The organism is Calditrichota bacterium (assembly GCA_013151735.1).
Lineage (GTDB): Bacteria > Zhuqueibacterota > JdFR-76 > JdFR-76 > BMS3Abin05 > BMS3Abin05.
This window is the reverse complement of record JAADHR010000047.1, coordinates 25,938-49,217: the sequence shown is the minus strand read 5'-3', so window position 1 is coordinate 49,217 and position 23,280 is coordinate 25,938. Positions and strand designations below refer to the sequence as shown.

The 23,280-nt window shown below is 46.2% G+C and carries 20 protein-coding genes and 1 pseudogene; all 21 read right to left on the bottom strand.

The annotated features are described in order from the left end of the window. Nucleotides 1–8: 8 nt before the first annotated feature. The 21 genes and pseudogenes from GXO76_02835 to GXO76_02735 all read right to left on the bottom strand — a co-directional run bounded on the left by GXO76_02835 (nucleotide 9) and on the right by GXO76_02735 (nucleotide 23,243). Nucleotides 9–968, bottom strand: a complete 960-nt coding sequence (locus GXO76_02835) for an NAD-dependent epimerase/dehydratase family protein (GenBank protein NOY76787.1) — start codon at nucleotides 966–968, stop codon at nucleotides 9–11. Nucleotides 969–1,075: 107 nt separating this feature from the next. Next, a complete protein-coding gene (locus GXO76_02830) occupies nucleotides 1,076–3,400 on the bottom strand; it encodes a polysaccharide biosynthesis tyrosine autokinase (protein NOY76786.1) in 2,325 nt (774 codons plus the stop codon). 25 nt (nucleotides 3,401–3,425) lie between these two features. Next, entirely contained in the window at nucleotides 3,426–4,082 is a 657-nt protein-coding gene (locus GXO76_02825) for a hypothetical protein (protein ID NOY76785.1), read from the bottom strand. A gap of 14 nt (nucleotides 4,083–4,096) precedes the next feature. Next, complete coding sequence (locus GXO76_02820; protein ID NOY76784.1) at nucleotides 4,097–4,816, bottom strand: STAS domain-containing protein; 720 nt, start codon at nucleotides 4,814–4,816, stop codon at nucleotides 4,097–4,099. 207 nt (nucleotides 4,817–5,023) lie between these two features. Next, complete coding sequence (gene glgA / locus GXO76_02815) at nucleotides 5,024–6,508, bottom strand: glycogen synthase GlgA (protein NOY76783.1); 1,485 nt, start codon at nucleotides 6,506–6,508, stop codon at nucleotides 5,024–5,026. A gap of 27 nt (nucleotides 6,509–6,535) precedes the next feature. Next, nucleotides 6,536–7,543 carry a galactose-1-phosphate uridylyltransferase gene (galT, locus tag GXO76_02810; GenBank protein ID NOY76782.1) on the bottom strand — a complete coding sequence of 336 codons (1,008 nt, stop codon included), beginning with the start codon at nucleotides 7,541–7,543 and terminating at the stop codon, nucleotides 6,536–6,538. A gap of 17 nt (nucleotides 7,544–7,560) precedes the next feature. Further along, entirely contained in the window at nucleotides 7,561–8,388 is an 828-nt protein-coding gene (ybgF, locus tag GXO76_02805; protein NOY76781.1) for a tol-pal system protein YbgF, read from the bottom strand. Nucleotides 8,389–8,616: 228 nt separating this feature from the next. Beyond that, on the bottom strand, nucleotides 8,617–9,438 hold the full coding sequence (gene lgt, locus GXO76_02800) for a prolipoprotein diacylglyceryl transferase (GenBank protein ID NOY76780.1): 822 nt from the start codon (nucleotides 9,436–9,438) through the stop codon (nucleotides 8,617–8,619). Nucleotides 9,439–9,563: 125 nt separating this feature from the next. Next, nucleotides 9,564–10,796 carry a rod shape-determining protein RodA gene (gene rodA, locus GXO76_02795; GenBank protein NOY76779.1) on the bottom strand — a complete coding sequence of 411 codons (1,233 nt, stop codon included), beginning with the start codon at nucleotides 10,794–10,796 and terminating at the stop codon, nucleotides 9,564–9,566. After that, nucleotides 10,796–12,637: a penicillin-binding protein 2 gene (mrdA, locus tag GXO76_02790; protein ID NOY76778.1), complete on the bottom strand. Its 1,842-nt coding sequence runs from the start codon at nucleotides 12,635–12,637 to the stop codon at nucleotides 10,796–10,798. Before mrdA ends, rodA begins: the two co-directional genes overlap by 1 nt. Then, nucleotides 12,627–13,112: a rod shape-determining protein MreD gene (gene mreD / locus GXO76_02785; GenBank protein ID NOY76777.1), complete on the bottom strand. Its 486-nt coding sequence runs from the start codon at nucleotides 13,110–13,112 to the stop codon at nucleotides 12,627–12,629. The genes mrdA and mreD overlap by 11 nt, the downstream gene beginning before the upstream one ends. Continuing rightward, entirely contained in the window at nucleotides 13,109–13,903 is a 795-nt protein-coding gene (gene mreC, locus GXO76_02780) for a rod shape-determining protein MreC (GenBank protein NOY76776.1), read from the bottom strand. Before mreC ends, mreD begins: the two co-directional genes overlap by 4 nt. Nucleotides 13,904–13,920: 17 nt before the next feature. Beyond that, on the bottom strand, nucleotides 13,921–14,946 hold the full coding sequence (locus tag GXO76_02775; GenBank protein NOY76775.1) for a rod shape-determining protein: 1,026 nt from the start codon (nucleotides 14,944–14,946) through the stop codon (nucleotides 13,921–13,923). A gap of 116 nt (nucleotides 14,947–15,062) precedes the next feature. Next, nucleotides 15,063–16,632 (bottom strand): annotated as a pseudogene (purH, locus tag GXO76_02770) (bifunctional phosphoribosylaminoimidazolecarboxamide formyltransferase/IMP cyclohydrolase). Between the two features lie 2 nt (nucleotides 16,633–16,634). Next, on the bottom strand, nucleotides 16,635–17,306 hold the full coding sequence (locus tag GXO76_02765; GenBank protein NOY76774.1) for a M15 family metallopeptidase: 672 nt from the start codon (nucleotides 17,304–17,306) through the stop codon (nucleotides 16,635–16,637). Further along, nucleotides 17,290–17,919, bottom strand: coding sequence for a phosphoribosylglycinamide formyltransferase (locus GXO76_02760; protein NOY76773.1), 630 nt, complete (start codon nucleotides 17,917–17,919; stop codon nucleotides 17,290–17,292). The genes GXO76_02765 and GXO76_02760 overlap by 17 nt, the downstream gene beginning before the upstream one ends. Nucleotides 17,920–17,966: 47 nt before the next feature. Continuing rightward, a complete protein-coding gene (locus tag GXO76_02755) occupies nucleotides 17,967–18,911 on the bottom strand; it encodes an LD-carboxypeptidase (GenBank protein NOY76772.1) in 945 nt (314 codons plus the stop codon). A gap of 25 nt (nucleotides 18,912–18,936) precedes the next feature. Beyond that, a complete protein-coding gene (locus GXO76_02750; protein NOY76771.1) occupies nucleotides 18,937–20,241 on the bottom strand; it encodes a GWxTD domain-containing protein in 1,305 nt (434 codons plus the stop codon). A gap of 39 nt (nucleotides 20,242–20,280) precedes the next feature. Then, a complete protein-coding gene (gene rimO / locus GXO76_02745; GenBank protein ID NOY76770.1) occupies nucleotides 20,281–21,591 on the bottom strand; it encodes a 30S ribosomal protein S12 methylthiotransferase RimO in 1,311 nt (436 codons plus the stop codon). Further along, on the bottom strand, nucleotides 21,588–22,535 hold the full coding sequence (gene ftsY, locus GXO76_02740) for a signal recognition particle-docking protein FtsY (protein NOY76769.1): 948 nt from the start codon (nucleotides 22,533–22,535) through the stop codon (nucleotides 21,588–21,590). Before ftsY ends, rimO begins: the two co-directional genes overlap by 4 nt. A gap of 102 nt (nucleotides 22,536–22,637) precedes the next feature. Continuing rightward, nucleotides 22,638–23,243, bottom strand: coding sequence for a hypothetical protein (locus tag GXO76_02735; protein NOY76768.1), 606 nt, complete (start codon nucleotides 23,241–23,243; stop codon nucleotides 22,638–22,640). Nucleotides 23,244–23,280 lie beyond the last annotated feature (37 nt).

Genomic DNA, 23,280 nt, shown 5'->3' with positions numbered 1-23,280 from the left:
CAGCCTTTTTAAACAAATCGATTGGATTTTTCCAGATACCAGTGAATAAATTTCTGAATACCCTCATCAAAAAGCACTTTGGGTTCATAACCCAATTCAGCTTGTGCTTTTGTAATATCGGCGTAGGTAATGGGAACATCACCGGGTTGAAAGGGCAGTTTTTTTATTTTTGCTTTCTTTCCAAGATATTTTTCGATGGTTTGAATCATTTCCATCAGGCCAATTGTTCGGGAATCGCCTAAATTGTAAAGAGCATAACCGGTGCTTTTATCAATAATTCGAATGATTCCATCCACGATGTCATCCACATACGTGTAATCCCGCCTGGAAAGACCATCTCCAAAAACAGGGATTTCCATTCCTTGGTCGATTAATGCGGTAAATTTGTGAATGGCCATGTCCGGGCGCTGTCGTGGTCCATAAACCGTAAAGAACCGAATACCCGTAAAAGAGAAACCGTACAAATGATGGTAGGTATATCCGATCAATTCTCCTGCCTTTTTTGTAGCAGCATAGGGCGATACGGGATGATCCACATTATCGGTCTCACTAAAGGGCACTTTTTTGTTGCTGCCATAAACCGAGGAAGACGAAGCAAAGACAAACTTGGGAATATCTTGGTCCCGGGCTACCTCCAAAAGATTCATCGTCCCCCTGATATTAACATCCTGATAGAGAAGCGGATCTTTGAGTGAAGGACGTACACCGGCCCGCGCGGCCAAATGGACAATAACATCAAAAGAGAAATCCTTCGCGATTGATTCCAATCCCTTTTTGTCCCGGATGTCCATTTCAAAAAGGGAAAAATTCGGATGTTTTAAGGCACTTTTCAGATTGTCTCGTTTGATGCGCGGGTCATAATAATCATTGAAATTATCAATACCTGCAACAAAATCCCCCCTGCTCAGTAGTTTTTCAGTGAGATGTGAACCAATAAAACCGGCACTGCCTGTAACTAAAATCTGCATTCGATCTCCAGAACCAATCCTTTACTCCGCCGGTAGCGGATTTCACTACAACCATCTCTGCGATTTTGATCTTTTATATCCAAATCTTCTCATGCATAAATTAAGGCCTAATAATGATAATAGCTGTACCCCTCGTGCGCCAAATCCTGTTCAGATCCATTCAAAACGGCACCAATAATATTTACCGGAACATTTTCAAATAAATCCAATTTTTGTTTGGCAACATTTCTGTTGGTAACCTCCGCCCGCGCAATTATTAGCAGACCATCCACCTGCGTGCCCAAAACAACCGAATCGGTGGCGGCATTGAGCGGGGGGGTATCAAACATGATAAAATCGAATCGGCGTTTGGCTTCGTCGATAAATCGTTTCAATCGCATCGACCCCAGCAGCTCCGACGGATTGGGAACCATTGAACCGCAACTCACCATGTATAAATTGGGCACGTGGGTTTCCTGAGTCACTTCATTGAACGTGGCTACTCCCATCAGGTAATTCGTTAATCCGGGTTCCTTTGCCACAGAGAACGTATTATGCTGCACGCCCCGCCGCAGGTCGGCATCCACCAACAGAACATTGGTTTTGTGCTGGGCAAGCGTAATGGCCAAATTGGAACAGGTAAAGGATTTTCCATCACCCGGCGCAAAACTGGTGACGACCAGTGTTTTTATCCGGCCGGTGTTTTTGGAAAACATGATTTTTGTACGGAGCGCACGGTAGGCTTCGCCTACTGGCGTGGGGGAATAATCGTATGTCACCAATTGTGAATCTATTTTCTTGATTTTATCCGCATCATTCAATTCGATTTCTTCATCAAATTTCACATTGGGAATGGTGCCGATCACAGACAATTTCAAATATTTTTTTACATCTTCAGGTGTTTTGATTGTTTTGTCCATGAATTCCAGTGTAATGGCGGTTCCCAATGAAAGAAAAAGCGCCAGAAATCCTCCCATTGCCGCCTTCTTTTTCTTATCACGATTTACGGGATATTGAGGCGGAATGGCCGGATCAAGAATATCAATATCCTGCGTTTCAACGGACTCGGTAATCTGAGCCTCCTGATATTTCGCAAGCAAATCAGAATAAATGGTGTTGGCCACTTTCACATTCTGGGTCAGCTCTGCCAATCGAAGCTCTTCCGCAGGAAGAACTCTCAAATTCTGCCGGATATCCTTTTCCGAAGTGGCTAACGAATTGACTTCCCGATAAATCTCATTCAATCGATTTTCCGCAATGGTTTGAATTTCGGAGTAAATCGTCTGAATCTGTTGATCCAGCTTAATCACATCCGGATGGGTCACATTTACCTGTTTAATGAGCTCGGCCCGTTTGCTTTCAAGATCCAGGAGTTGCTGTTTAAGGATTCCCATGGAGGGGTCATTCTTAAAAGCCATGTTATTTGCAATTTCCCGGTAGATATAGGAAAGCTTATTTGAATTTTTATCCACTGATTTCAATTTCGCCAACAACATTGAAAGACTGCTGGCTGTCTCTTTAAGATTGCTAACCTTTGCCTGAAGGGAGGATATTTCTGCAATTTTTGAATTGACTTCATTGTCAAGATTGATATAATGGGTCTGCTTAAAAGCTTTCAGTTCTGCATTGGCTTTATCCAAATTCTCTTTTGAAACCATCAGCTTCTGTTCAAGAATGTCTTTATAGTTTTTTGATCTCTTTCGTTGAGACGAAACACTTTCTTGAACAAAAAGATCGGCCAGCTCATTGACCATATTTGCAACAAGATAGGGATTTTTGTCAACGATACTCAACCGCATGAGTGTTCCCGCCCGATTCATGTCCACTGAAACATGAGCACGAAAAGAATTGACCGTTGAGAAGAAATCCTTTACAGCAAAATTCACAACAGAAATTTTATCCACTATCGAAGGTTTAATTCGAAACGTGAAACCGTTCAGCGTTAAGTCGCTGTCCACTATTTTGGAAAAATCTCCCTGAGAAATTAGTTTTTCGCGCTTTTCGAGTGTAATATAATACAGCCTGTATTCTTTTAATTTTTTATCAAACACCAGCTTATAGTTTCCTGAAACCGGGTTTTTATCGGTATAGAATTCGTAAAAAATATCATCCCTTTGCAAGGGGTGTTTTTCATTTTTGGGGTGAATAATTTCCAGCGTTAATCCCAATTGCGCAACAACCCGTTCCGCGAAGGTCCGGCTTCTTAATTCGGTAATTCGCCCTTCATTTAAGGCACGAAGATTTTTCGATTCGTAATTCTTAAATCGGATAAGGGCAAAGGCTTCGTATTGCGGGGGCTGGCTTTTTACATAAAGAACCCATGGAATTAAGACAACCAAAAATACTGCAATTACCAGCCACTTCCGCTTATAAATACCCTTAATATATTTTTTGATATCAAAATTCTGTCCATCATTCGTTTCTTCTTCAATGAAGAACTGATCCAAATCCATCTAATCTATCTCCCAAAAAACGTGTTTACCACCATTTTTCCTTTAATCGCAAATACAGCAAGGCAAAAGAAACCATCATATTGGAAAATGTTAACACTTCCTGGATACCCCATGTTTTCTTTGCAGGCGCCAATATTTGATCACCCGATTTTACACCAATTTCTTTTAACGAAAATCCTTTTTCAAAAGAAGATAATAAATTTTTAATGATCGGTTTTCCTCCGCGATAGACCTTCATCTTGTTCAAATCGCATTTGCTGGTTGGTCCGTCCGCCATTTCAATCAGTTCCCACAACGATTGATTCGGATTAATTCGATAGGAACCCGGCCGGATAAACTCACCCATAAGAACCACGCGAATGAGCGGCGTAACGACAATAAACGGTTCATCCAAATAGGAAGAAAACTTGCTTTTAATCACCATCTCAACTTCTTTTGGAGTCAAACCTTCAATCTTTTGATACCCCACAATGGGCAAAAGAATGTACCCATATCCATCAATGGTATATTCCCCATTCAGGCTTTTAATCAGCGCCTGTGACCGATCACTCAATTGCCATATTTTTAATTGAATGGCATCGCCCACCGCCAGAGGGCCCTGTAATTCCTGTGCCCTTACGGTTGATACCAATCCAAATAAGAATAAACCCATTATCAAAAAAGAAGAAAATGATTTTCTCATCTTTCCCTCCCGATTTAGCGTGAACGATAAAACCGCATTCGGCGTTCTTTGGAGTCTAAATTCAGTTCTTTTAACAGGTTGTGCAATTTCCAGGGACTAATTTTGACATGCCCGTATTTTTCTGATTTAAGTTGTTTTTTTATCTGCCAAAAACTGGACAGCGGGTTTTCTATAATGACCTGTTTAATTTTTTCCGCCAATGGAAGGTATTTCGGATTTGACTGCTGCATGTCCCATTTTCGTTCGTGCGTGCCGGACCGCATTACAGGCACTTCCAACATGGGTTCTCCGACAGCCACATGCATCTTTTCTTTATGAACGGTTCGCTCTTCGGGAGGTAATTCTTTTACCGGTGTTTGAGTCAGGTCAAATCCCCGTATAAAATCGAATTCATTAATGGCTTCAGGAACAGAATCATAGACTTTTAAAATCCTATTAAACTCAAGCATCTCAAATACATCATATACTTCAGGGGTCATATGTACAATCTTTATATCGCCCCCATTGTCCCGAATATCTTTGATCTCCCCAACGAAAACACCCCAACCCGCACTGCTTACATAATTGACCCCACTCATATCCACAACAAATTGATAGTTCCCCTTTTTCATTAAATCCTTAAAATGCTGAACCAATTCCAAAGATGTTGTTGTGTCGATATAACCAATAATCCGAATATACACGATATCTTCGTATAAACCCACATACCGATCAAGTATTCGAATACCTTCCATCAAAAGTCCTTTTATCTCAATAAATCCATTTATTCATAATCTCGCTTAGTTATTGCAATTTGTATGCCATGGAATGATCAATTATTTTTTATTGAATTAAGGCAGGAAGCAAGATTTGCTTATAATACTATAGGTTACAGCGTTTTCCGCCGTTGTTGGCTGAAACATTGTATCGATACGGAACAACCCTCCTCAAAAAAATAGCTTTTATTTAGCACCCCGTAATTGGGCATATAATTTTAGATACTCCTTTGCGGATGCATCCCAGGAGAAGTCCTGTTTCATCGCCTGTTTTTGCAATTGCACCCATATTTTTTTATTCTGAAACGTTTCTACCGCTCGTTTGACGGCTTCAATAAGCGCTGACGCAGAATACTCTTCAAAAACAAACCCTGTACCGGAATGTGTTTCTGGATTAAAATTGACCACCGTATCGGCCAATCCACCCGTTTTTCGTACAATTGGAATTGTCCCGTACCGAAGGCTGTACATTTGATTCAGACCGCAGGGCTCATATTTTGACGGCATCAAAAACATATCACTTCCTGCTTCGATCAGGTGCGCCAGTCGGTTATCAAATTTCAACTGGGCGCTTATTTTGCGGGGATATTTTTTCTGGAAGATTTCAAATAATTTGTGATATTGGGGTTCACCCGTCCCAAGCAGAACATATTCCAAATCCAGTTTCATCAGGTCATCCATGGCCTCTGCCAAAATATCAAATCCTTTCTGATCGGCCAAACGGGAAACCGTACCTATCAGGGGAGTGTTTTCGTCAAATGGCAATGCCACTTCCTCAAGCAGCGCCTTTTTGTTTTCAACCTTTTGGCTGAGGGTTTTACTATCGTAATTCACGGCAATATGCGTATCAACCGAAGGGTCCCAATCGGTATAATCCACTCCATTTAAAATACCGTGCACATCCTTTGACCGCTCCCGAAGAAGTCCTTCCAGTCCAAATCCGTATTCGGAAGACTGCTGAATTTCCCGGGCGTATGTTGGACTGACCGTGTTGATTTTATCCGAAAAATAGATACCGGCTTTTAAAAAGCTGAACTTTCCATAAAATTCAACGGGACCGGTAGGGTAAAACAGATCGTTTGGCAACCCTGTTTTAGCAAACGATTCGGCCGAGAAATTTCCCTGATAGCCAATGTTGTGGATCGTCAACAAGGTGTGCATCTTACTGAAGAACGGATCGTTTGCATGAACCGTTTTGATGTACGCCGGAATAAGAGCCGACTGCCAGTCGTTACAATGGATCACATCTGCCTGCCAATGCAAGATTTTCAATATCTCGATAGCGGCCTTATTAAACAGGATGAATCGTTCATCATTATCCGGGTAATCCTGTCCGGTTTCCGGATCCACATACAGCCCATCGCGATCGAAATAGGGTTTGTAATCCAAAAAATAGACCTGAATTTTTGTGCCGGGCAAAAAGGCGGATTTGATATCGAATGAGATTTCTTTTCCCCCAACAGACAGCGTGATATCTTGAAGACGAATGACCTCTCTCAACACAAATTTTCGATCGCTGATTTGACGGTACCGGGGCATAAAAATTCGAACATCATGCCTTAAATTCTTCAGGGCCTTTGGAAGAGAGTTTGCCACATCGGCCAAACCGCCCGTTTTTGCAAAAGGGGCAACTTCAGATGCTACAAACAGTATGTTGAATTTCGAGGCCATTTTGTTCATCCCTTTCTTCCAACATGATTATATGTCAGAAATATCTAATTCGCGCAAGAACTTAGCCGCATCTTCCGGAGGGGTAGGGTTGATATAAAAACCGGAACCCCATTCAAAACCAGCAACTTTTGTTAGTTTTGGAATGATTTCCATATGCCAGTGGAGTTCTCCATGCTCATCATCCTGAACGGGAGAATTGTGAATGATAAAATTATACGGAGGATTGGACAGGGCTTTGTTCAGGCGTTGAAGCGTTTCCTTTAGAATTTTGGCAAAGAAAAAATATTCGTCTTTTTTGGGTTCCTCAAAGTGCAGAGCATGCCTTTTGGGTAGGATCCAGGTTTCAAACGGAAAGCGCGGGGCGAACGGTTCCCATGAAATATAGGCTTCATTTTCAATCACCAGCCGTTTGTCGGCTTCCCGTTCCTGACGAATAATGTCACAATAAATGCACCGTTCTTTGTACTCGTAATAGCGTCTGGCCCCTTCAATTTCCTCGGCCACCCGTTTCGGAATGATGGGGGTAGCGATAAGTTGCGAATGGGTGTGTTCCAAGGATGCTCCCGCTGCGGCTCCGTGGTTTTTAAAGATAAGAATGTATTTCAACCGGGTATCATTTTTCAAATCAATGATTCGGTCATGGAAGGCCCAGAGAACATCTTCAATGCGCTCCACACTCAGATCAACCAAATCTTTATCGTGTTCGGGCGTTTCAATGACCACCTCGTGTGCGCCAATTCCATTCATGAGATCGAAAATACCCTCACCGCGGCGGAACAATTCCCCCTCAACCTTCAACGCCGGATATTTATTTGAAACCACCCTCACCCACCAACCGGGCTTATTGGGTTTTGTCCCCGGTTTCCGATAGGCAAGAACTTCCGGCGGCGTTTTGTCTTCATTTCCCTCGCAAAACGGACAAAATCCCCCTTTTTTCTTTTCCGGTTCAATAACAAAATCGGATGGACGCTTTCCCCTTTCCGTGGAAATAATAACCCACCGTCCGATAATCGGATCCTTGCGTAATTCTGGCATGGCTTATTTTTCCTTTGCTACTGAAGCTGATTCAAAAAACGCCTGGCCAGGGGAACATATTCGCTCTTCGGATATTTTTCAATCAAGGTTTTAAAGGCATTTTTCGCTCGCTGTTTATCCCCGAGTTTCATATAACTCATGCCAATTTTTAACTGGGCATCATCTTCCTTATTGGAATTTGGAAAGGTAAACACTTTTTCAAATTCCACAACCGCCTGATCATATTTTCCAAGGGAATAATAGCATTCGCCAATCCAGTACTGGCAGTTGTCCGATAGGGACGTGTTGGGATTTTCCTGAAGCAATTCCCTGAATTTTCGGATGGCTTCCTTGTAATGACGTCTGTTATAGGTTTGAAGGGCATCCTCGTATCTGGCCTTGAAGGATGTAAGATTTGTGCTCGATTTGGTGGAATAACCCGGAGATGAGGAGGCAGTACCCTGACTCGATTTAAGGGTTGTCAGCATCTCTTGCAACTCTTTGAGTTTTCTCTCTTTTGCTTTCACTTCTGATTGCAACTGGTTTACTTCAGAATCTTTCTGATTCAGATTCTGTTCCAGTTGGGCAATTTTGGCCTTCAATTGTTTTTCCTGTTCAATCACATTTGTCGATTCAGGCGTTTCGGCCTTCTTTTTTTCTTCAGGTGTAATTCCCAGAAGCTTTAACACCTCGTCTTCCTCTGGTGCTGTTTTGGCCTCTGCGGTTTTACCCTTGGCCTGAACATCCATTACTTCATTTACGCCGCCTTTTGTTGTTTTCTCAGAGGCTTTGGGTTTTGTGCCGGCACAACCGACAAAATAGACCCCCAGTAAAACAGCCGCACTTACCAATAAAAATTTTTTCATCATATCCTCCCTCAATCCGGTTAATAATCATACCATATAATTTAAATCGCTGGGTAGGGTAAAAAGACAGGCCGTCACTCGTGACTCATCTCACTTTATCAATACTGTTTCAGACGATTGTTCATCACAACAAATGATTAAACCGTACTTAAAACAGATAGTTAAACACACTTGATTCACAATTAATTAAATCTTATTTATTGAATTTATGAAACTTAGCTTAAAAAGTCAAGCCTTTTTTAATTCTCTCCGCGCACGTTTTCCAAAATAGAATAAAAGAAATACGGAAACCAGTATCAGGAGTACGCTGACACCCTGATTCAGTGAGATCGCCACTCCGTGAATACGAACCAAAACCATACTGTTCTCATAATATCTGAAAAAGTCAACCGTAAACCGGGCGGCACCGTACAGGGCCCAAAGAAGAAAAAACGTAAACCCATCGAATGTTTTATATTTTTTCTCCGCCCAAAGAAGAATCAAAAAAATCAGGAGACCGTAAAAGGATGAAAACAACTCTGTGGGATAAATAGGCTGGTTCGGAAATACGGACCCTGCCGGGCTGTTGGGAGGAAAAACCATTCCGATTGGGGAATTTGTAGGAACACCAAAACAGCATCCATTTAAAAAACATCCGATGCGGCCCACAAATATTCCAAGGGCCACTGCCGGCGCAAACGCATCGGCAATCTTCCACACGGGTAATTTCTTCCACCACAGGTACACCAACGTCACAAGAATCGCCAGCAAAACACCGCCCAAAATCGTCAAGCCGGCAATGCCAATCTGGCCGTTACTCTGGATTGGATTAATCGTATCCAGCCAGTGTCCCCGAAACTCGTCCATGTGAGGCAAAACGTAGGCAATTCTGGAACCGATGATTCCTGCCAGAATAATCAGAACGGACAGATCCATTATTTTGTTTGGATCCAATCCCATCTTTTTTGCCCGAACTACCGTAATCCAAATACCCAGTACAAATGCCAGTGCAAGCATTACGCCATAGCTGTGTACTTCAAACCAGCCAATTTTAACCAATACCGGATGCATTTTCTTCGTCCCAATTTTTAGTAAGTTGATTCTTCCATGTTTATGCCGCCTAAACCGCGAGCGGCGGATTTTTCACACTGTTTTCAGTCTTCCGGCTGCTTACTCTATCTTACCGATGATCGTGTTTAATAGTCGTATTTCCGCATAGAGATATTGGCCAACACCCCCATCGAAGCCATACTGACCAGCAAAAAGGACCCGCCGTAACTGACGAACGGAAGCGGAAGCCCCGTTACGGGCATGATCCCCGTAGCCATTCCAATATTAACCACGGTGTGATAGAGAAACAGGGTCGTCACGCCGATTCCTACCAATCCCGCAAAATGGTTTTTGGAAGCGGCGGAAATCTTAAAACCACGATACAGAATAAGAGCAAACAAAAACAAAACGACCATCGCGCCGATGAAGCCAAATTCTTCACCAATTACGGAAAAGATAAAATCGGTGTGTTGAGCCGGTAAGAACCGAAGCTGAGTTTGGGTTCCGTGGAGGAATCCCTTCCCCCATAATCCGCCGGAGCCAATGGCTACTTTGGACTGAATGATCTGGTAGCTCATTCCCTTCGGATCGGAAACCAGTCCCAGAAATGTCAGAATTCGCTTTTGCTGATAGGCGTGGAGGGAATTCCAGAAAAAGGGCGTCATAATTCCCACAAAAAGATTTAAAAGCACGTTGGCCACACTGAATATTAAGGGGCGTTTCACAAAATAAAGAACGCCCACCAGTAATATCATATCCGCAAAAAATGTGTAGAAATTAAACGATGCCAGCATGGTCAAAAACGGCGCGGCAATCAAAAACAAGGCCAGGGGCGACACATCTGCCCAAAACAGAATAGACGGAATAATGGCAGCAAAAACCAGTGAGGTGCCGAGGTCGGGTTCTTCAAAAATCAAAATCATGGGCAAGAGTCCGATGGCAAATGCCGTAATCAGGACCTTGGTGCTTCTGATCTGATTCAGGTTGTCCGACAAATACCTGGCAAGCGCAAAGATTGTAAACAGTTTGGCCCATTCCGAGGGCTGAAATTTAATCCCTCCGATTGAAATCCACCGGGCGGCACCGCCCCCCATTTTCCCCAGAATCAAAACAAAAAGCAAAAGGACAATTGCAAATCCGTAAAGGACATACGCAAAGGCCTGATAATACTTAAAATGGATGAGCGCCATCGTTAAGAAAAGAATGCTTCCGATCGCGATCCAAATAAGCTGTCGTTCGTAATTCTGTTTAAGGTAGGATGAACCGGAATTGTACGTGGCACTGTAAATAGCCAGTACGCCGATGGCCAGCAAGGCCAGCATCCCCAGAAGCAGAATCCAATCAAAATGCTTCACCGTTTTTGTCGAGATATTTTCCATCACGGGTTGTGAACCGTACGTTTCGGATTCATGGCAACTTTCCCTGATACAGTCGGTTGTATCGGGTGTTTTTGAAAATAGAGTTGAAACAGGTCGTGAGCAATCGGTGCGGCAACATGGCCTCCATACCCGCCATTTTCAATCATCACCGCAATGGCTACTTCCGGATGATCGAACGGAGCAAAGCCAATAAACCAGGCATGATCCTTACCATGCGGATTTTGCGTGGTTCCCGTCTTCCCGGCCACCACAATATCCGGCAGTCGTGCCCGGCGCCCCGTGCCGGTTGGACCGTTTACCACCAGACGCATCCCTTCTCTAACGATCTGTATGTTCCGGGGATCCGCGTTTACACGAAAGGAATCGATTTTGACCGACGTTACTTTAAGCGTAAATGGATCCTGAATGCCAATCACCAGGTGGGGACGATATCCCAGCCCATCATTTGCCAGAATCATGGCCAATTGTGCCATTTGAAGAGGGGTGACAAGCAGATCTCCCTGTCCGATGGCCATGTTCAACATGAGCCCTTTCGACCATTTATCCTTTCCGAATTTTTTATCCAGATAGTTCCGATCCGGAACCAGTCCCGCATTCTCGGAGGGCAAATCGATTCCGGTTTTTTCCCCGAAATGAAACCGGCGCGAATAATCCGCCCAAACATCCACCCCGATTTTGGCACCCAGGGTGTAAAAATAGACATTGCAGGAGTTTTCGATTCCGTGAATCAAATCCAGCGTCCCGTGCCCTTTCCGGTACCAGCAGTAATAATTTCGGCGGCCCAGCCGAAGATACCCCCGACAGGTTACGGAAAAGTGCTCTGTTATGATTTTTGAATCCAACCCCGCAACCGCTGTAATGGGCTTGTACGTGGAGCCGGGGGGATAAGAGCTTTGAACCGCCCGATTGTACATCGGATTTTCGGGATTTAGAAAATATTTCTCCCAGATTTTATTTGTAATGACCCCGGAAAACTCTTTTAAGTCATAGTCGGGCATACTGGCAAGCGCCAGAACAGACCCATCTCTGGCATCCAGCAGAACCACGCTTCCCCGTTTTCCTTTTAGCCGGTCTTCCGCAAGTGACTGCAAGTCAATATCCAGCCCCAAAATCAGGTTTTTCCCGGGAACGGGAGGAATGGATTTTTCCGATTTGAGTTTCCGTACCTGCCTTCCCTGTGCATCTACTTCCACATATTCCAGGCCCTCTTTCCCCCTCAATTCCTGATCATATTCTGCTTCCAGACCGCGCTTGCCAATGATATCCCCCCGTTTGTAGCCCTTTTTGGCCAGTTTCTTCAATTCGCCAGTGGAAATTTCACCAATGTAGCCCAGCACGTGTGTGGCGTGCGCCGACGACGGATAAAACCGCTTGGGTTCCACCCACAATCCAACCCCGGGAAGCGAGAGTTTGTTCTCTTCCAAAAGAGAAATCTCCTTAAAACTAACCTGCCGTTTCAGGCGCACCGGCTTAAACCGGCCGTTCTGCCGTCTCTTCATATTCGCCTTAATCTGGGAGGGAGACAGTTCCAGAATTTTACTCAGCCGATCCAGCAAATGGGGCGTGTGAGACAATTCGTAGGGCGTGATGTAGACCGAATAAGCCGGGTGATTTTCCACCAAAACTCGGCCTTCCCGATCATAAATCAAGCCCCGTAACGGTTCGCGTGTCACTTCCCGAATGTGATTCTTTTGAGATTGAAGGTAATATTTCTGGGTGGCGTAAATTTGCAGGTAAAAGAGCCGCCAAATCAAAAGCACAAACAAGCCGGCTGTTAATCCAAAATAGATATATTTTTTGGGAATGGAGAACAGTCTATTTTCATTTTGATCAGTAATCATGCTGCCTAAAAAAGCCCTTCGGAAGAAGTTCGTACACAATAACGGCCACCACGGTTGTGTACACCGCTCCCGGAATTACGGAACGAATAATGACACTCACTAATGATGTCCCGGTTCCCCACACGGAAATCCAGTTCACCAGAAAATCGTGAAACAAACTAATCGTAAAAACAAGACCCCCGAAATAGGCTCCGCCCTTTTCAAATGATCCCTCAGAAATGGTCTGAACCAAAAAGGCGGAAAATGTTTTTGCCAGCGCAAAAACGCCCAAAAAACCGGTGGAGAAGAAATCTTGAATCAGCCCTACAAAAAATCCAACCAATGTTCCCCAGAAACGTTCCCGCTGCAAAGAAAAAATAATCACAAAAATTAACAATAAGTCCGGCTTTATGCCCTTTATTTCAAGAAAGGGAACAAGACCAATCTGCAAAAGAAATGATAGGATAAAAAAGATTAAAAAGCCAGAATTTGTCATTTTTGCGCTTTTTTTAGGATCACAAAAACATCTTCCACATTTCCTGTACGAACAGCAGGAACCACCTCCACCGTTTTGAAAAGATTCCCCTTCCGGGATTCCACCCGGCTCACAACGCCGATTTTAAGACCCTTTGGGAAAATATCGCTGTATCCCGACGTAATAATTACGTCCCCCTTTTTTACATCTGCCTGACTCGGCACATTTTTTAAAAGGTAGGTTCCCTTTTTCCCCGGGGAAAAAATTCCTACCACCCGGCTCCTCTGAACCATGGCACTGACCCGGAAATTCACATCGTCCAGAGGCTGAACCACCGCGTAATCCGCTCCCAAAAGGGCAATTTTTCCGACCAGACCTTCCGCTGTTACGACCGGAAGTTTTTCGCGAAGATTTTCTTTCTTCCCGCCGCTGATAATAAGTGCGTGAGAAAAGCCCTGGTAATTCTGTCCCGTCACCACCGCCGCAACCAATTTGTAGGAGGTTGTTTTTTTATAATTCAGCAGTTTTTTCAAACGAATATTGGACAGGTAGGCCTCTTTCATCATGCTGTTCTCAAAGGCCAGGTTGGCTATCCGGGAACGAAGCATTTCGTTTTCTTTTTCCACACGCCGAAGCTCCTGCCAGGCTCGTAAACGATGCTGAAGACTGCCAATGACATTAATTGAAACCCCGTGAAGCCAGCGCATCTGAGAATTCGAATTGGAATTCATCACAATCAGAGAAATACTTAGGAGGAAAAAGAGCAGAACATAATCTCTTACTTGATGTAAATGCGTTTCCCAGCGAAGCATAGACCTTCCAGACAAACTTAGTAAATTTTAGACCGATTAAGGACCTTCTGGTAGCTGTTAATATCTTCCACAATTTTGCCCGTTCCCCGAACCACACAGGTTAAGGGATCTTCAGCCACATTGACCGGTAAATTGGTAACTTCCCGCAATTGGGCATCGAGGCCCTTCAGCAAAGCGCCTCCCCCCGTTAACATGATTCCGCGATCCAAAATGTCCGCGGACAATTCCGGCGGGGTGCGTTCCAGCGTGAGGCGAACGGCCTCCACAATTGAACTGACCGGTTCCTCAAGGGCATCCTGTATTTCGACGGAACTAATCTCAATTGTTCGCGGAATGCCTTTGACCAGATCCCGACCCTTGACCTTCATGGCCCCTTTTTCTTTGTACGGCGGAACGGATCCAATTTCCATTTTGATGATTTCGGCTGTTTTTTCGCCAATCAGCAGATTGTATTTTCGCTTTAGATACTGAATGATGGCATCGTTCATCTCGTCTCCCGCAATGCGAATCGAAATGCTGGTCACAATCCCCGAAAGTGAAATCACGGCAATTTCCGTTGTCCCGCCGCCAATATCCACAACCATGCTCCCAACGGGCTCATGCACCGGCAGCCCCACCCCGATGGCCGCGGCCATCGGTTCTTCTACCAAAAAAACATCCCTGGCACCGGCGTGTTCGGCGGAATCCCGTACAGCCCGCTTTTCCACCTCTGTAATTCCGGACGGAATGCCAATGACAACCGTGGGGCGCAAAAACCGATTGGCCTGTACACGGCGAATAAAATACCGGATCATTTCTTCTGCCAGTTCAAAATCGGCAATCACCCCATCGCGCAACGGACGAATCGTTGTAATCTCTCCTGGTGTTCGGCCCAGCATTTCTCTGGCTTCGGACCCGAATGCAACAATCTTCTGGTCCAAACGGCGCACCGCTACCAGCGACGGTTCATTTACCTGAATTCCTTTGCCGCGAACAAAAACCAGTGTATTGGCCGTTCCCAGATCAATAGCGATGTCGTTCGAAACAAAACTCAAGAGAGACATTTTCATTGGCAATCCTTTCAGATTTCAAATTACTCTTTTTCGCACGGACAGTTTTACCCAAAAAGAAGGGCTGTATGCCATCCTCCGCACCGGATGAAATTTATCCTTTCGCCTGGCTAATGCCGAAAATGACGAATTCCCGTAAAAACCATCGCCGCGTTTCGCTCGTTTGCCGCCTGAATCACCTCTTCATCCCGAATGGAACCACCGGGCTGAATGACGGCTGTTGCCCCCGCCGAAATTGCCGCATCCAGACCGTCGCGAAACGGGAAAAAGGCATCGGACGCCACGACTGATCCCTTTAAATCCAATTGCGCTTGTTTGGCCTTTTTCACCGCCAATTCGACGGAATCCACACGCGACATTTGCCCGGCACCCACGCCGAGTGTCATGGAATCATTGGTAAAAACAATGGCATTGGATTTCACATGCTTGGCCACTTTCCATGCAAATCGAAGCGCTTCCCATTCTTCATCGGTGGGTTCCCGTTTGGTTACAACCTTTAGAGCAGATTCATCCAGATCGATTGAATCGACTTCCTGCAAAAGCACCCCATTCAAAGCCGATTTTAAGGTGGCGGACAGTCCTTTTACTAATTTCGGCTGAAATTTCAGAATTCTCAACTTCTTTTTTTGCTGAAGAAGTTCCAGTGCCTCCGGGGCAAAATCGGGCGCTACCAGTACCTCTACAAAATGCGTCCGTAATTTTTCGGCCAGCGGCATATCTACTTTCCGATTGGTACAGATAATGCTCCCAAAAGAAGAAAGGGGATCCGTCGCTTTTGCCCGCTGGTAGGCCTCCAGCAGGGTGTCGCCTGTGCCCACGCCACAAGGATTCGTGTGTTTAATGATGGCAACCGTCGGCTTTTCCGTAAATTCCTGAATCAAACGAATGGCGGCATCCATGTCCACGATGTTGTTGTAAGAAAGGGCAATGCCGTGCAATTTTTCCAGGCCGGTCATTTCCGTACTCAGATCGTCCTGAAAATAGCCCGCTTTTTGATGGGGATTTTCGCCGTATCTCAACTGGTACGTTTGTGAAAAAGCCAGTGCCAGATTTTCCGGAATGGTTTCGGCAGGTACCTGAAATCTTTTTCCCAGATACTGTGCAATCATTCCATCATAATGGGCGGTTTTACGAAAGGCCTCCACAGCCAGTTTTCGGGATGTTTCCAGTGAAACCTCCGCATTATTTTCATGCAATTCCTTTAAAATCAAGGTATATTGTGAGGGGTCGTGAGGGGTCCGTTACAACGGCCACATGGGGATAGTTTTTCGCCGCCGAGCGAATCATGGTTGGCCCGCCAATATCGATGTTTTCCAGCAGTTCCCTCTCATCCACATCCGATTTCTGAATAACCTTTAGAAAGGGATAAAGATTCACTACAACCATATCGATGGGCTCGATATCGAAAGATTCCAGTTCGTCCATCTGGTTGGTTAGATCCCGCAGCGCCAAAATCCCCCCGTGAATTTTGGGATGCAGTGTTTTAACGCGGCCATCCAGGATTTCAGGAAAGCCGGTATAATCGGATACCTGCACAACCGGCAGGTTGTTTTCACGCAGCAGATTGGCTGTTCCGCCGGTGGACAGAATTTCAATATCGAAAGCCACCAGTTCCTGAACAAACGGGACCAATCCTTCCTTATCGAAAACACTTACTAACGCACGGCGAATCTTTGGCATTTTTATTCCTTCCGATTTTTTTTAAGTAATTCTTTTATTGAAATAGTTTCGACGGGATAATCCTTCCAGTTGGGGGCATCAAAATGCCACCACTCCGTGGAAAGCGGAATGAACCCCTCAGAGGTCATGGCGTCTTCCAAAATTTGCCGATTGCGAATGGCCAGCGTATCGTTGCCTGTCCAATTACGGTGGGCTTTCGGTGTAAAATCGTCAAATCCGGTGGGCATGTGCCGTTCCCGTCCCGTGGAATCCACAAGTGTAACATCCACGGCTGCTCCGCGATTGTGACGGGACCCGTGCTTCGGATTCGCCACGTAGCGGGAATCGGGAACCAGTGCCCACATCTTTTTTTGAACCGAAAGGGGACGGTAGCCATCCCAGATTTTCAGTCCCAGGCCTTGTTTTTGCAGCTTTTTCTGCACGCGTGCCAGCCGCTCGGCAACCGATTTTCGCAAAAAACATCGGGGCGTATCGTACAAAACCTGCCCGGTAAAATTGTTCGCGGTGGCGTACCGAAGATCAATAACAATGGTGGAATCGACAGAACGCACCTCGACAAATGGTTCGGTTTTCTGATGGGAACACCCCACATAAAACAGGAAAAACGCCGCCGCAAGCAGCAAAATTGCGGCCGTAACCACTCTTTCAAAATTAGCTTCAGTTCGATTGAACATAGACCCGTCTTCCTTTAATAACAATCTTTTCCTCGGCGAACAGCTGAAGGGCTTCCGAGAAGATACGGTGTTCCTGTTTCAAAATGCGGGCTGCCAGGGTATCCGGGGTATCGTTATTCTCAACCGGAACACACCGTTGCAGTACAATCGGGCCGGAATCGTAGACTTCATCCACCAAATGAACTGTTACTCCGGAAACCTTGCAGCCGTACTCCAAAACCGCCTCATGCACATGGTGGCCAAACATGCCCTTGCCGCCAAAAGACGGCAAAAGAGCGGGGTGAATATTGAGAATGCGGTTTCTGTAGGGGTGAATCAGCACCGGTGTGAGCAGACGCAAATAGCCCGCAAGTACCACAAAATTGACTTCATTCTCCCGGAAAAAATCCAGTACTCTTTGGTCGAACGCTTCGTCTGACGAAAAATCTTTTCGTGAAAGCGCAAGCCGGGGAATGTTGTGATGTTTCGCAATGTCCAGAGCGCCAGCTGATTTTCGATTGCTGACCAGCGCACGCACGTCCGCTGACAAAGCTCCCGTCTTGATATGATCCAAAATTGCTTCAAAATTTGAACCTCTTCCCGAGGCCAGAACACCCAGTTGCAATCGTTTCATTCTCACCACACACCCTTTTCGCGCGGCACGATTAGTACCCTCATCAGTTACACCATTCCGTTGGCTTTTGGACGGATAAATCGAATACTCAGGGCATCCGCATCCAATTCAACCGTTGCCCCGATCGGGACGGTGAATTTACGATCGAGATGTCCGTACAAAAAATTTTTCACAACGGGGATCTCCAGGCCGGCCGTGTAATCTTCAATCACCTCGTCAATGGTTAAACTCGGATCATCTCCCGGATTGCAATCCACAAATTGGGAAAAGATAATCCCGGCCACTTGCTGAAGAATTCCGGCTGAACGATAGTGGCTCAGATAGCGGTCTACCCGATAGGGCTCTTCGCCCACGTCTTCCAGAATCAAAATCGCTCCTCTGAAATCCGGTTGGTAGGGCGTTCCCAAAATGGGGTTGATCATGGAGAGACATCCGCCAAGCAGTGTCCCCCTTGCCTTTCCGGGGTGCACCCGCACCAGCGGAGACTCCGGAACCGCCGGGTATTCCGAATAGAATTGTCCCGCCAGCAGATGCGGCCAGAAATGCTCTTCCGTAAACGGGTCGATTCCCTTTCCCATTTCTACGGCCGCCATTGGGCCCGAGTAGGTTACCAGTCCCGTTTGGGAATAGATTGCCAGTTGCAGCGAGGTTAAATCACTGTATCCCACCAAAATTTTCGGGTGTTTGCGAATGAGCGCGTAATCCAGAAAAGGTACCAGCCGCGGTGTGCCGTAGCCGCCCCGGCTGCTGATAATGGCCTTAACCTCCGGGTTGGCAAACATGGCGTGTATGTCCTCGAGACGCGCTTCATCCGTTCCTGCAAGGTAGCCGTGTTGATCGTATACGTGCCTGCCAAGCACTACCGAAAACCCCCTGTCTTTTAAATAGGCCACGCCTTTCTCCAACCGCTCCCGAATCATAGGGCTGGCCGGAGAAATAATTCCGATGGTGTCTCCCTCTCGAAGTGCCGGTGGATAAATCGGTTCCGTCATAAAAGCCTTTCACGCTCAGGTTTGATTAATAGGGTTCGTAAATCGCCATTGGGTTTTCCAATCGATAGTCTCCGAAGCCATGGTGATCCGCAAAAATGAACCGTCGGTTGATGTCGTAATAGTACCAGATTTGATAGGCGTAAATCTCCGTTTCATAATAGGGATTGGCCACCACATTGAACGGCTGGCGTTCCACATCGTTGGGGGGGCCAAACAGGATGTAGACCATTCCCATATCGGTCCGCCAGCCCTCACGAAATCCCGAAAAATGCTGATTCGCAAAATCCACCCGCCGGTAGTATTCGTCCATCAGCTCATTTGTGGGCGTTCCCGGTGTGGGGTCTTTGGCTTTCCAAAAGGCCTCAAAATACGCCTGCTTTTTATCCTTTGGCGCATGGCGGAGTTTATCCAGCTCCTTCTTGGTCGCAATGTATTGAAGCTGCTCAATAGCCTCATCCAGATTTGTGATAGCCATCGGGACCCGGAAATTCCGTACCTGAAAGATTCGTTCAATTTTTTGCCGTTTTTTGCCGCCCTTCACATCCAATAAAAGGCGGTAACGTGCCATGGCCAAATTATGAATATCGATTGGGAGAAATACTTTGGTTCGCCAGCCTGTTTTGGGAACAAGCAGAGACTTATCCAGAAGATGTTTTTTTCGAAAATTCAGGATAGAATAGGACAATTGGTACGCATCGAACGTTCCGGGAGAATAAAGTTCAAAATAGGCAAACATCCGTTTGGTTGTATCGCTGATGCTTTCCTTTACCTGAGGTGACAAATCCGGAAGACTCATGGCGCCTATATTCTTTCGATCCACAAACAGCACATCACTGACGGACAGCTTCTTTTTCCAGAAATTCCTTAATTCTACCTTTTCCTTCCGTTGACTTGCCCGTTTGGTGTCCATATCCGTCAATGCAAGAATGACCTTATATTTTCCGGGATTCAGATCAAACTGCAGGTGCTGGTACTGGTAAATCTGGTTGGAGTTGGTCTCCTCATATTTTTGAACGAACGCCTTTCGACGAAAGCTTTTCCCCTCCACCTGATTTCCATCTTTGTCTAAAATAACCACCGAAAATTCGTACTCCGCCTCAAAGCCGTTGTCTACTTTCAGAAATTGAAGGACATCATTTGAAACCTGCATGGTGATGTACATTCGAGACAAGCCGGACGAGTCGGCTGCAAAATTTGAAATATCGTAATAGAATACCGGCACACCGGCATCCTGCTTGTAAAGGAATTCAGGCTGAGCAAATGCAGACGTCCCGCCCAACCCTATGATCAGAAAAGCGACCCAAATTCCTCTTAAAAAAAACCTTTTCATTGAAACCTCCTCCTGATCCCCACGAAGCGGATCAGAAAATTATTTTTCGATCGTCTCCGGCGCCCGGCCGATGAGTTCTGCTTCTGACGCCGATACAATCGTAACCGGGGAGATGCCTCCGATCACGTAATCCCCCTGCAAAACCACCTGTGTGTCAATTTCCGGGGCATCCCATGGGGTGCGTCCCAGATACACTTTTCGCTCCAAATCAAATTGATCTACCAGAACATCTACCGTCTTTCCCACAAAATTTTGGTTTTTTTGCAGGGCAATTTCTTGCTGAATGGATTGGAGCAGCTCGAACCGTTCTCGTTTAACAGATGCAGGTACCTGATCCGGTAAATCGAAGGAACCCGTATTCTCCTCACGGGAGAACTGAAAAATACCCAGATGATCGAATTGAACGTCTTCAACAAATTCCAGCAGCTCCTGAAAATCCGCGTCGGTCTCGCCGGGGAACCCCACCATCACGCTGGTTCGAATGGCTATTTCGGGGATCTTTGTACGGAGCCGGTCAATCAACCGCTCAATTTTTGACCGCCGGGATCCCCGGCGCATCCTGGACAAAACCCCATCGGAAATGTGCTGAATGGGTACGTCGATGTACGGACAAATAGCTTCCCGCTCTGCCATTAAATCAATCAAATCATCAGAAATCCGATCCGGATAGGTGTAAAGCAGCCGCAGCCACCGGACCGTGGGAATGTCGGACAACTCCCTGAGCAAATGAACCAGAGACGATCCGTTATGCAAATCCTTGCCGTAGTAGGTTGTGTCCTGCGACACGATTACCAGTTCCTGCACTCCCGCTTCGGTTAACCGCCGGGCTTCTTGCAGGATTTCCGGTTCGGGACGGCTCACATGCCCGCCGCGAATCAGCGGAATGGCGCAAAAACTACACGTATTATCGCACCCTTCGGCAATCTTCAAATAGGCATAACTGAGCCCGGTACTCACCAGGCGCTCTTCACAGCTGCTTTTCAGGGGTTTCAATCCCAATTGCTGCGAAAGTTCATCCGCTACCTGCGGAATGTTTCGCGCGCCGAAATATCCGTCCACCTCCGGAATTTCTTTCTGCAGGTCCGACTTGTATCGTTGAGACAGACACCCCGTTACGAAAACCCGCCTGTTCCCTGTTTTCTTAAACTGAACAGCTTCCAAAATCGTTTCAATGGATTCCCGTTTGGCATCTTCAATAAACCCGCATGTATTGACCACGATATCGGATGCTTCAGCTGCATCCTCCACAATTTGGGCTCCTCGTGCCTGAAGGTGCCCCATCAGGATCTCGGAATCCACCAAATTCTTGGGACATCCCAAATTTATGAAAAAAACACGGGGTCGAGTCACGCCTGATTGTTCTCCGAAAAAATGGCATCGATAAAGCGATCCAGATCGAACGCGGCCAGGTCGTCAATCTGCTCCCCCAACCCTACGAATTTTACCGGAATTCCCAATTCCTTCATAATGCTTAAAACCACCCCTCCTTTGGCCGTTCCATCCAGTTTGGTAAGCACAATCCCGGTGACATCCACAGCCTGGCGAAATTGCTCCGCCTGGCGGATACTATTTTGTCCGGTTGTCGCATCCAGCACCAAGAGGGTTTCATGGGGAGCCTCCGGAAGAAGCTTGTTCATGACCCGTTTGATCTTTTTCAATTCTTCCATCAGATTAACCTTGGTGTGCAGACGACCGGCCGTATCCACAATCAGCACATCTTTTTTGCGGGCAAGGGCGGCATTGAGTGCATCGAACACAACGGCTCCCGGATCGGCACCCGGCTGGTGACGGATCAGATCGGCACCGGCACGTTCGGCCCAAATGCCCAACTGTTCGGACGCGGCTGCCCGAAACGTGTCTGCTGCGGCAATCACCACACTCTTTCCGGCCTCCCGAAAGCGGGTGGCCAGTTTCCCGATGGTTGTGGTTTTGCCTGTTCCATTCACCCCCACCACCAAAATCACAAAGGGTTTTTCCGTGGGATGAAAAAAGGCCTCTTCATCAACAGATGCCTGCGGAATTTGATCAAACAAAATGGATTTCAGCTCCCGGCGGATCATCTCCTGAACCTCTTCCGGCTCGTAATCCCGCTTTACCCGCGCCTGTTTCCGAAGGCGTTCCACCAGTTCCATCACCGTTTCCACCCCGATATCACTGGAAATGAGGATTTCCTCGATGTCGTCCAGTGTGTCGTCATCCAGCGATTTCTTTCCGGTAACCGCCTCTTTAATTCGCCCCAAAACACCCGAGCGTGTCCGGGTTAACCCGGAGCGAAGTTTTCCGAATAGTGCCATTTTTTCTCAAATTCCTATTAATTTATCTGCGGATGGGAGTGCTTCCCGCAGGTCCAATCCACCCGATGAGTCACTCCTGCTTACCCTTTCTAAGCAACCCGTCTATTTCCATCCCAGCCCTTGTTTGGCATTAAGAAACCGCCGTGCGTAATCGACCACCGAAATCACAATCATCACTGTACTGATATACAAAAATATAGTGCTTAGCAGCCGTATTTTCAACAAATAAAATAAAAATGTCAGGGCAAGCGATGTGGTTGTGAGTTTCCCCGGGAGCCTGGCCTCGGGAACAACCCCTTTGCGCAAAAGCGTGTATCCGTAGACGGCGTAAAACGAATCCCGGACAAGCAATATTACCAAAAGCCAGACCGGGAGATTGCGGTAAATGACCAGCAAGATTCCAATGGTAAACAGTCCCAGCTTATCGGCAATGGGGTCCAAGATTTTTCCAAGATTTGTTTTCTGATTGAGTTTCCGGGCCAGAAAGCCGTCACTCAAATCCGTGAACGCCGCAATAATCATCAGAATCAGGGCAATACGCTGGGATTTTCGCGTATTCATCACAAAAAAATAAATGATCCAGGGAAGCAATAAAATACGAATGGTCGTTAAAATATTCGAGATCGTCCATATTTCATTTTTACTCTCCGGTTTGAGAAGCGTTTTAACCTGAGAATCCCTTTTGGCACGAGGAACTTTTTGTCTCAAAACCATTCTCCTTTTGGGGGAATTTGCATTCCTGTCT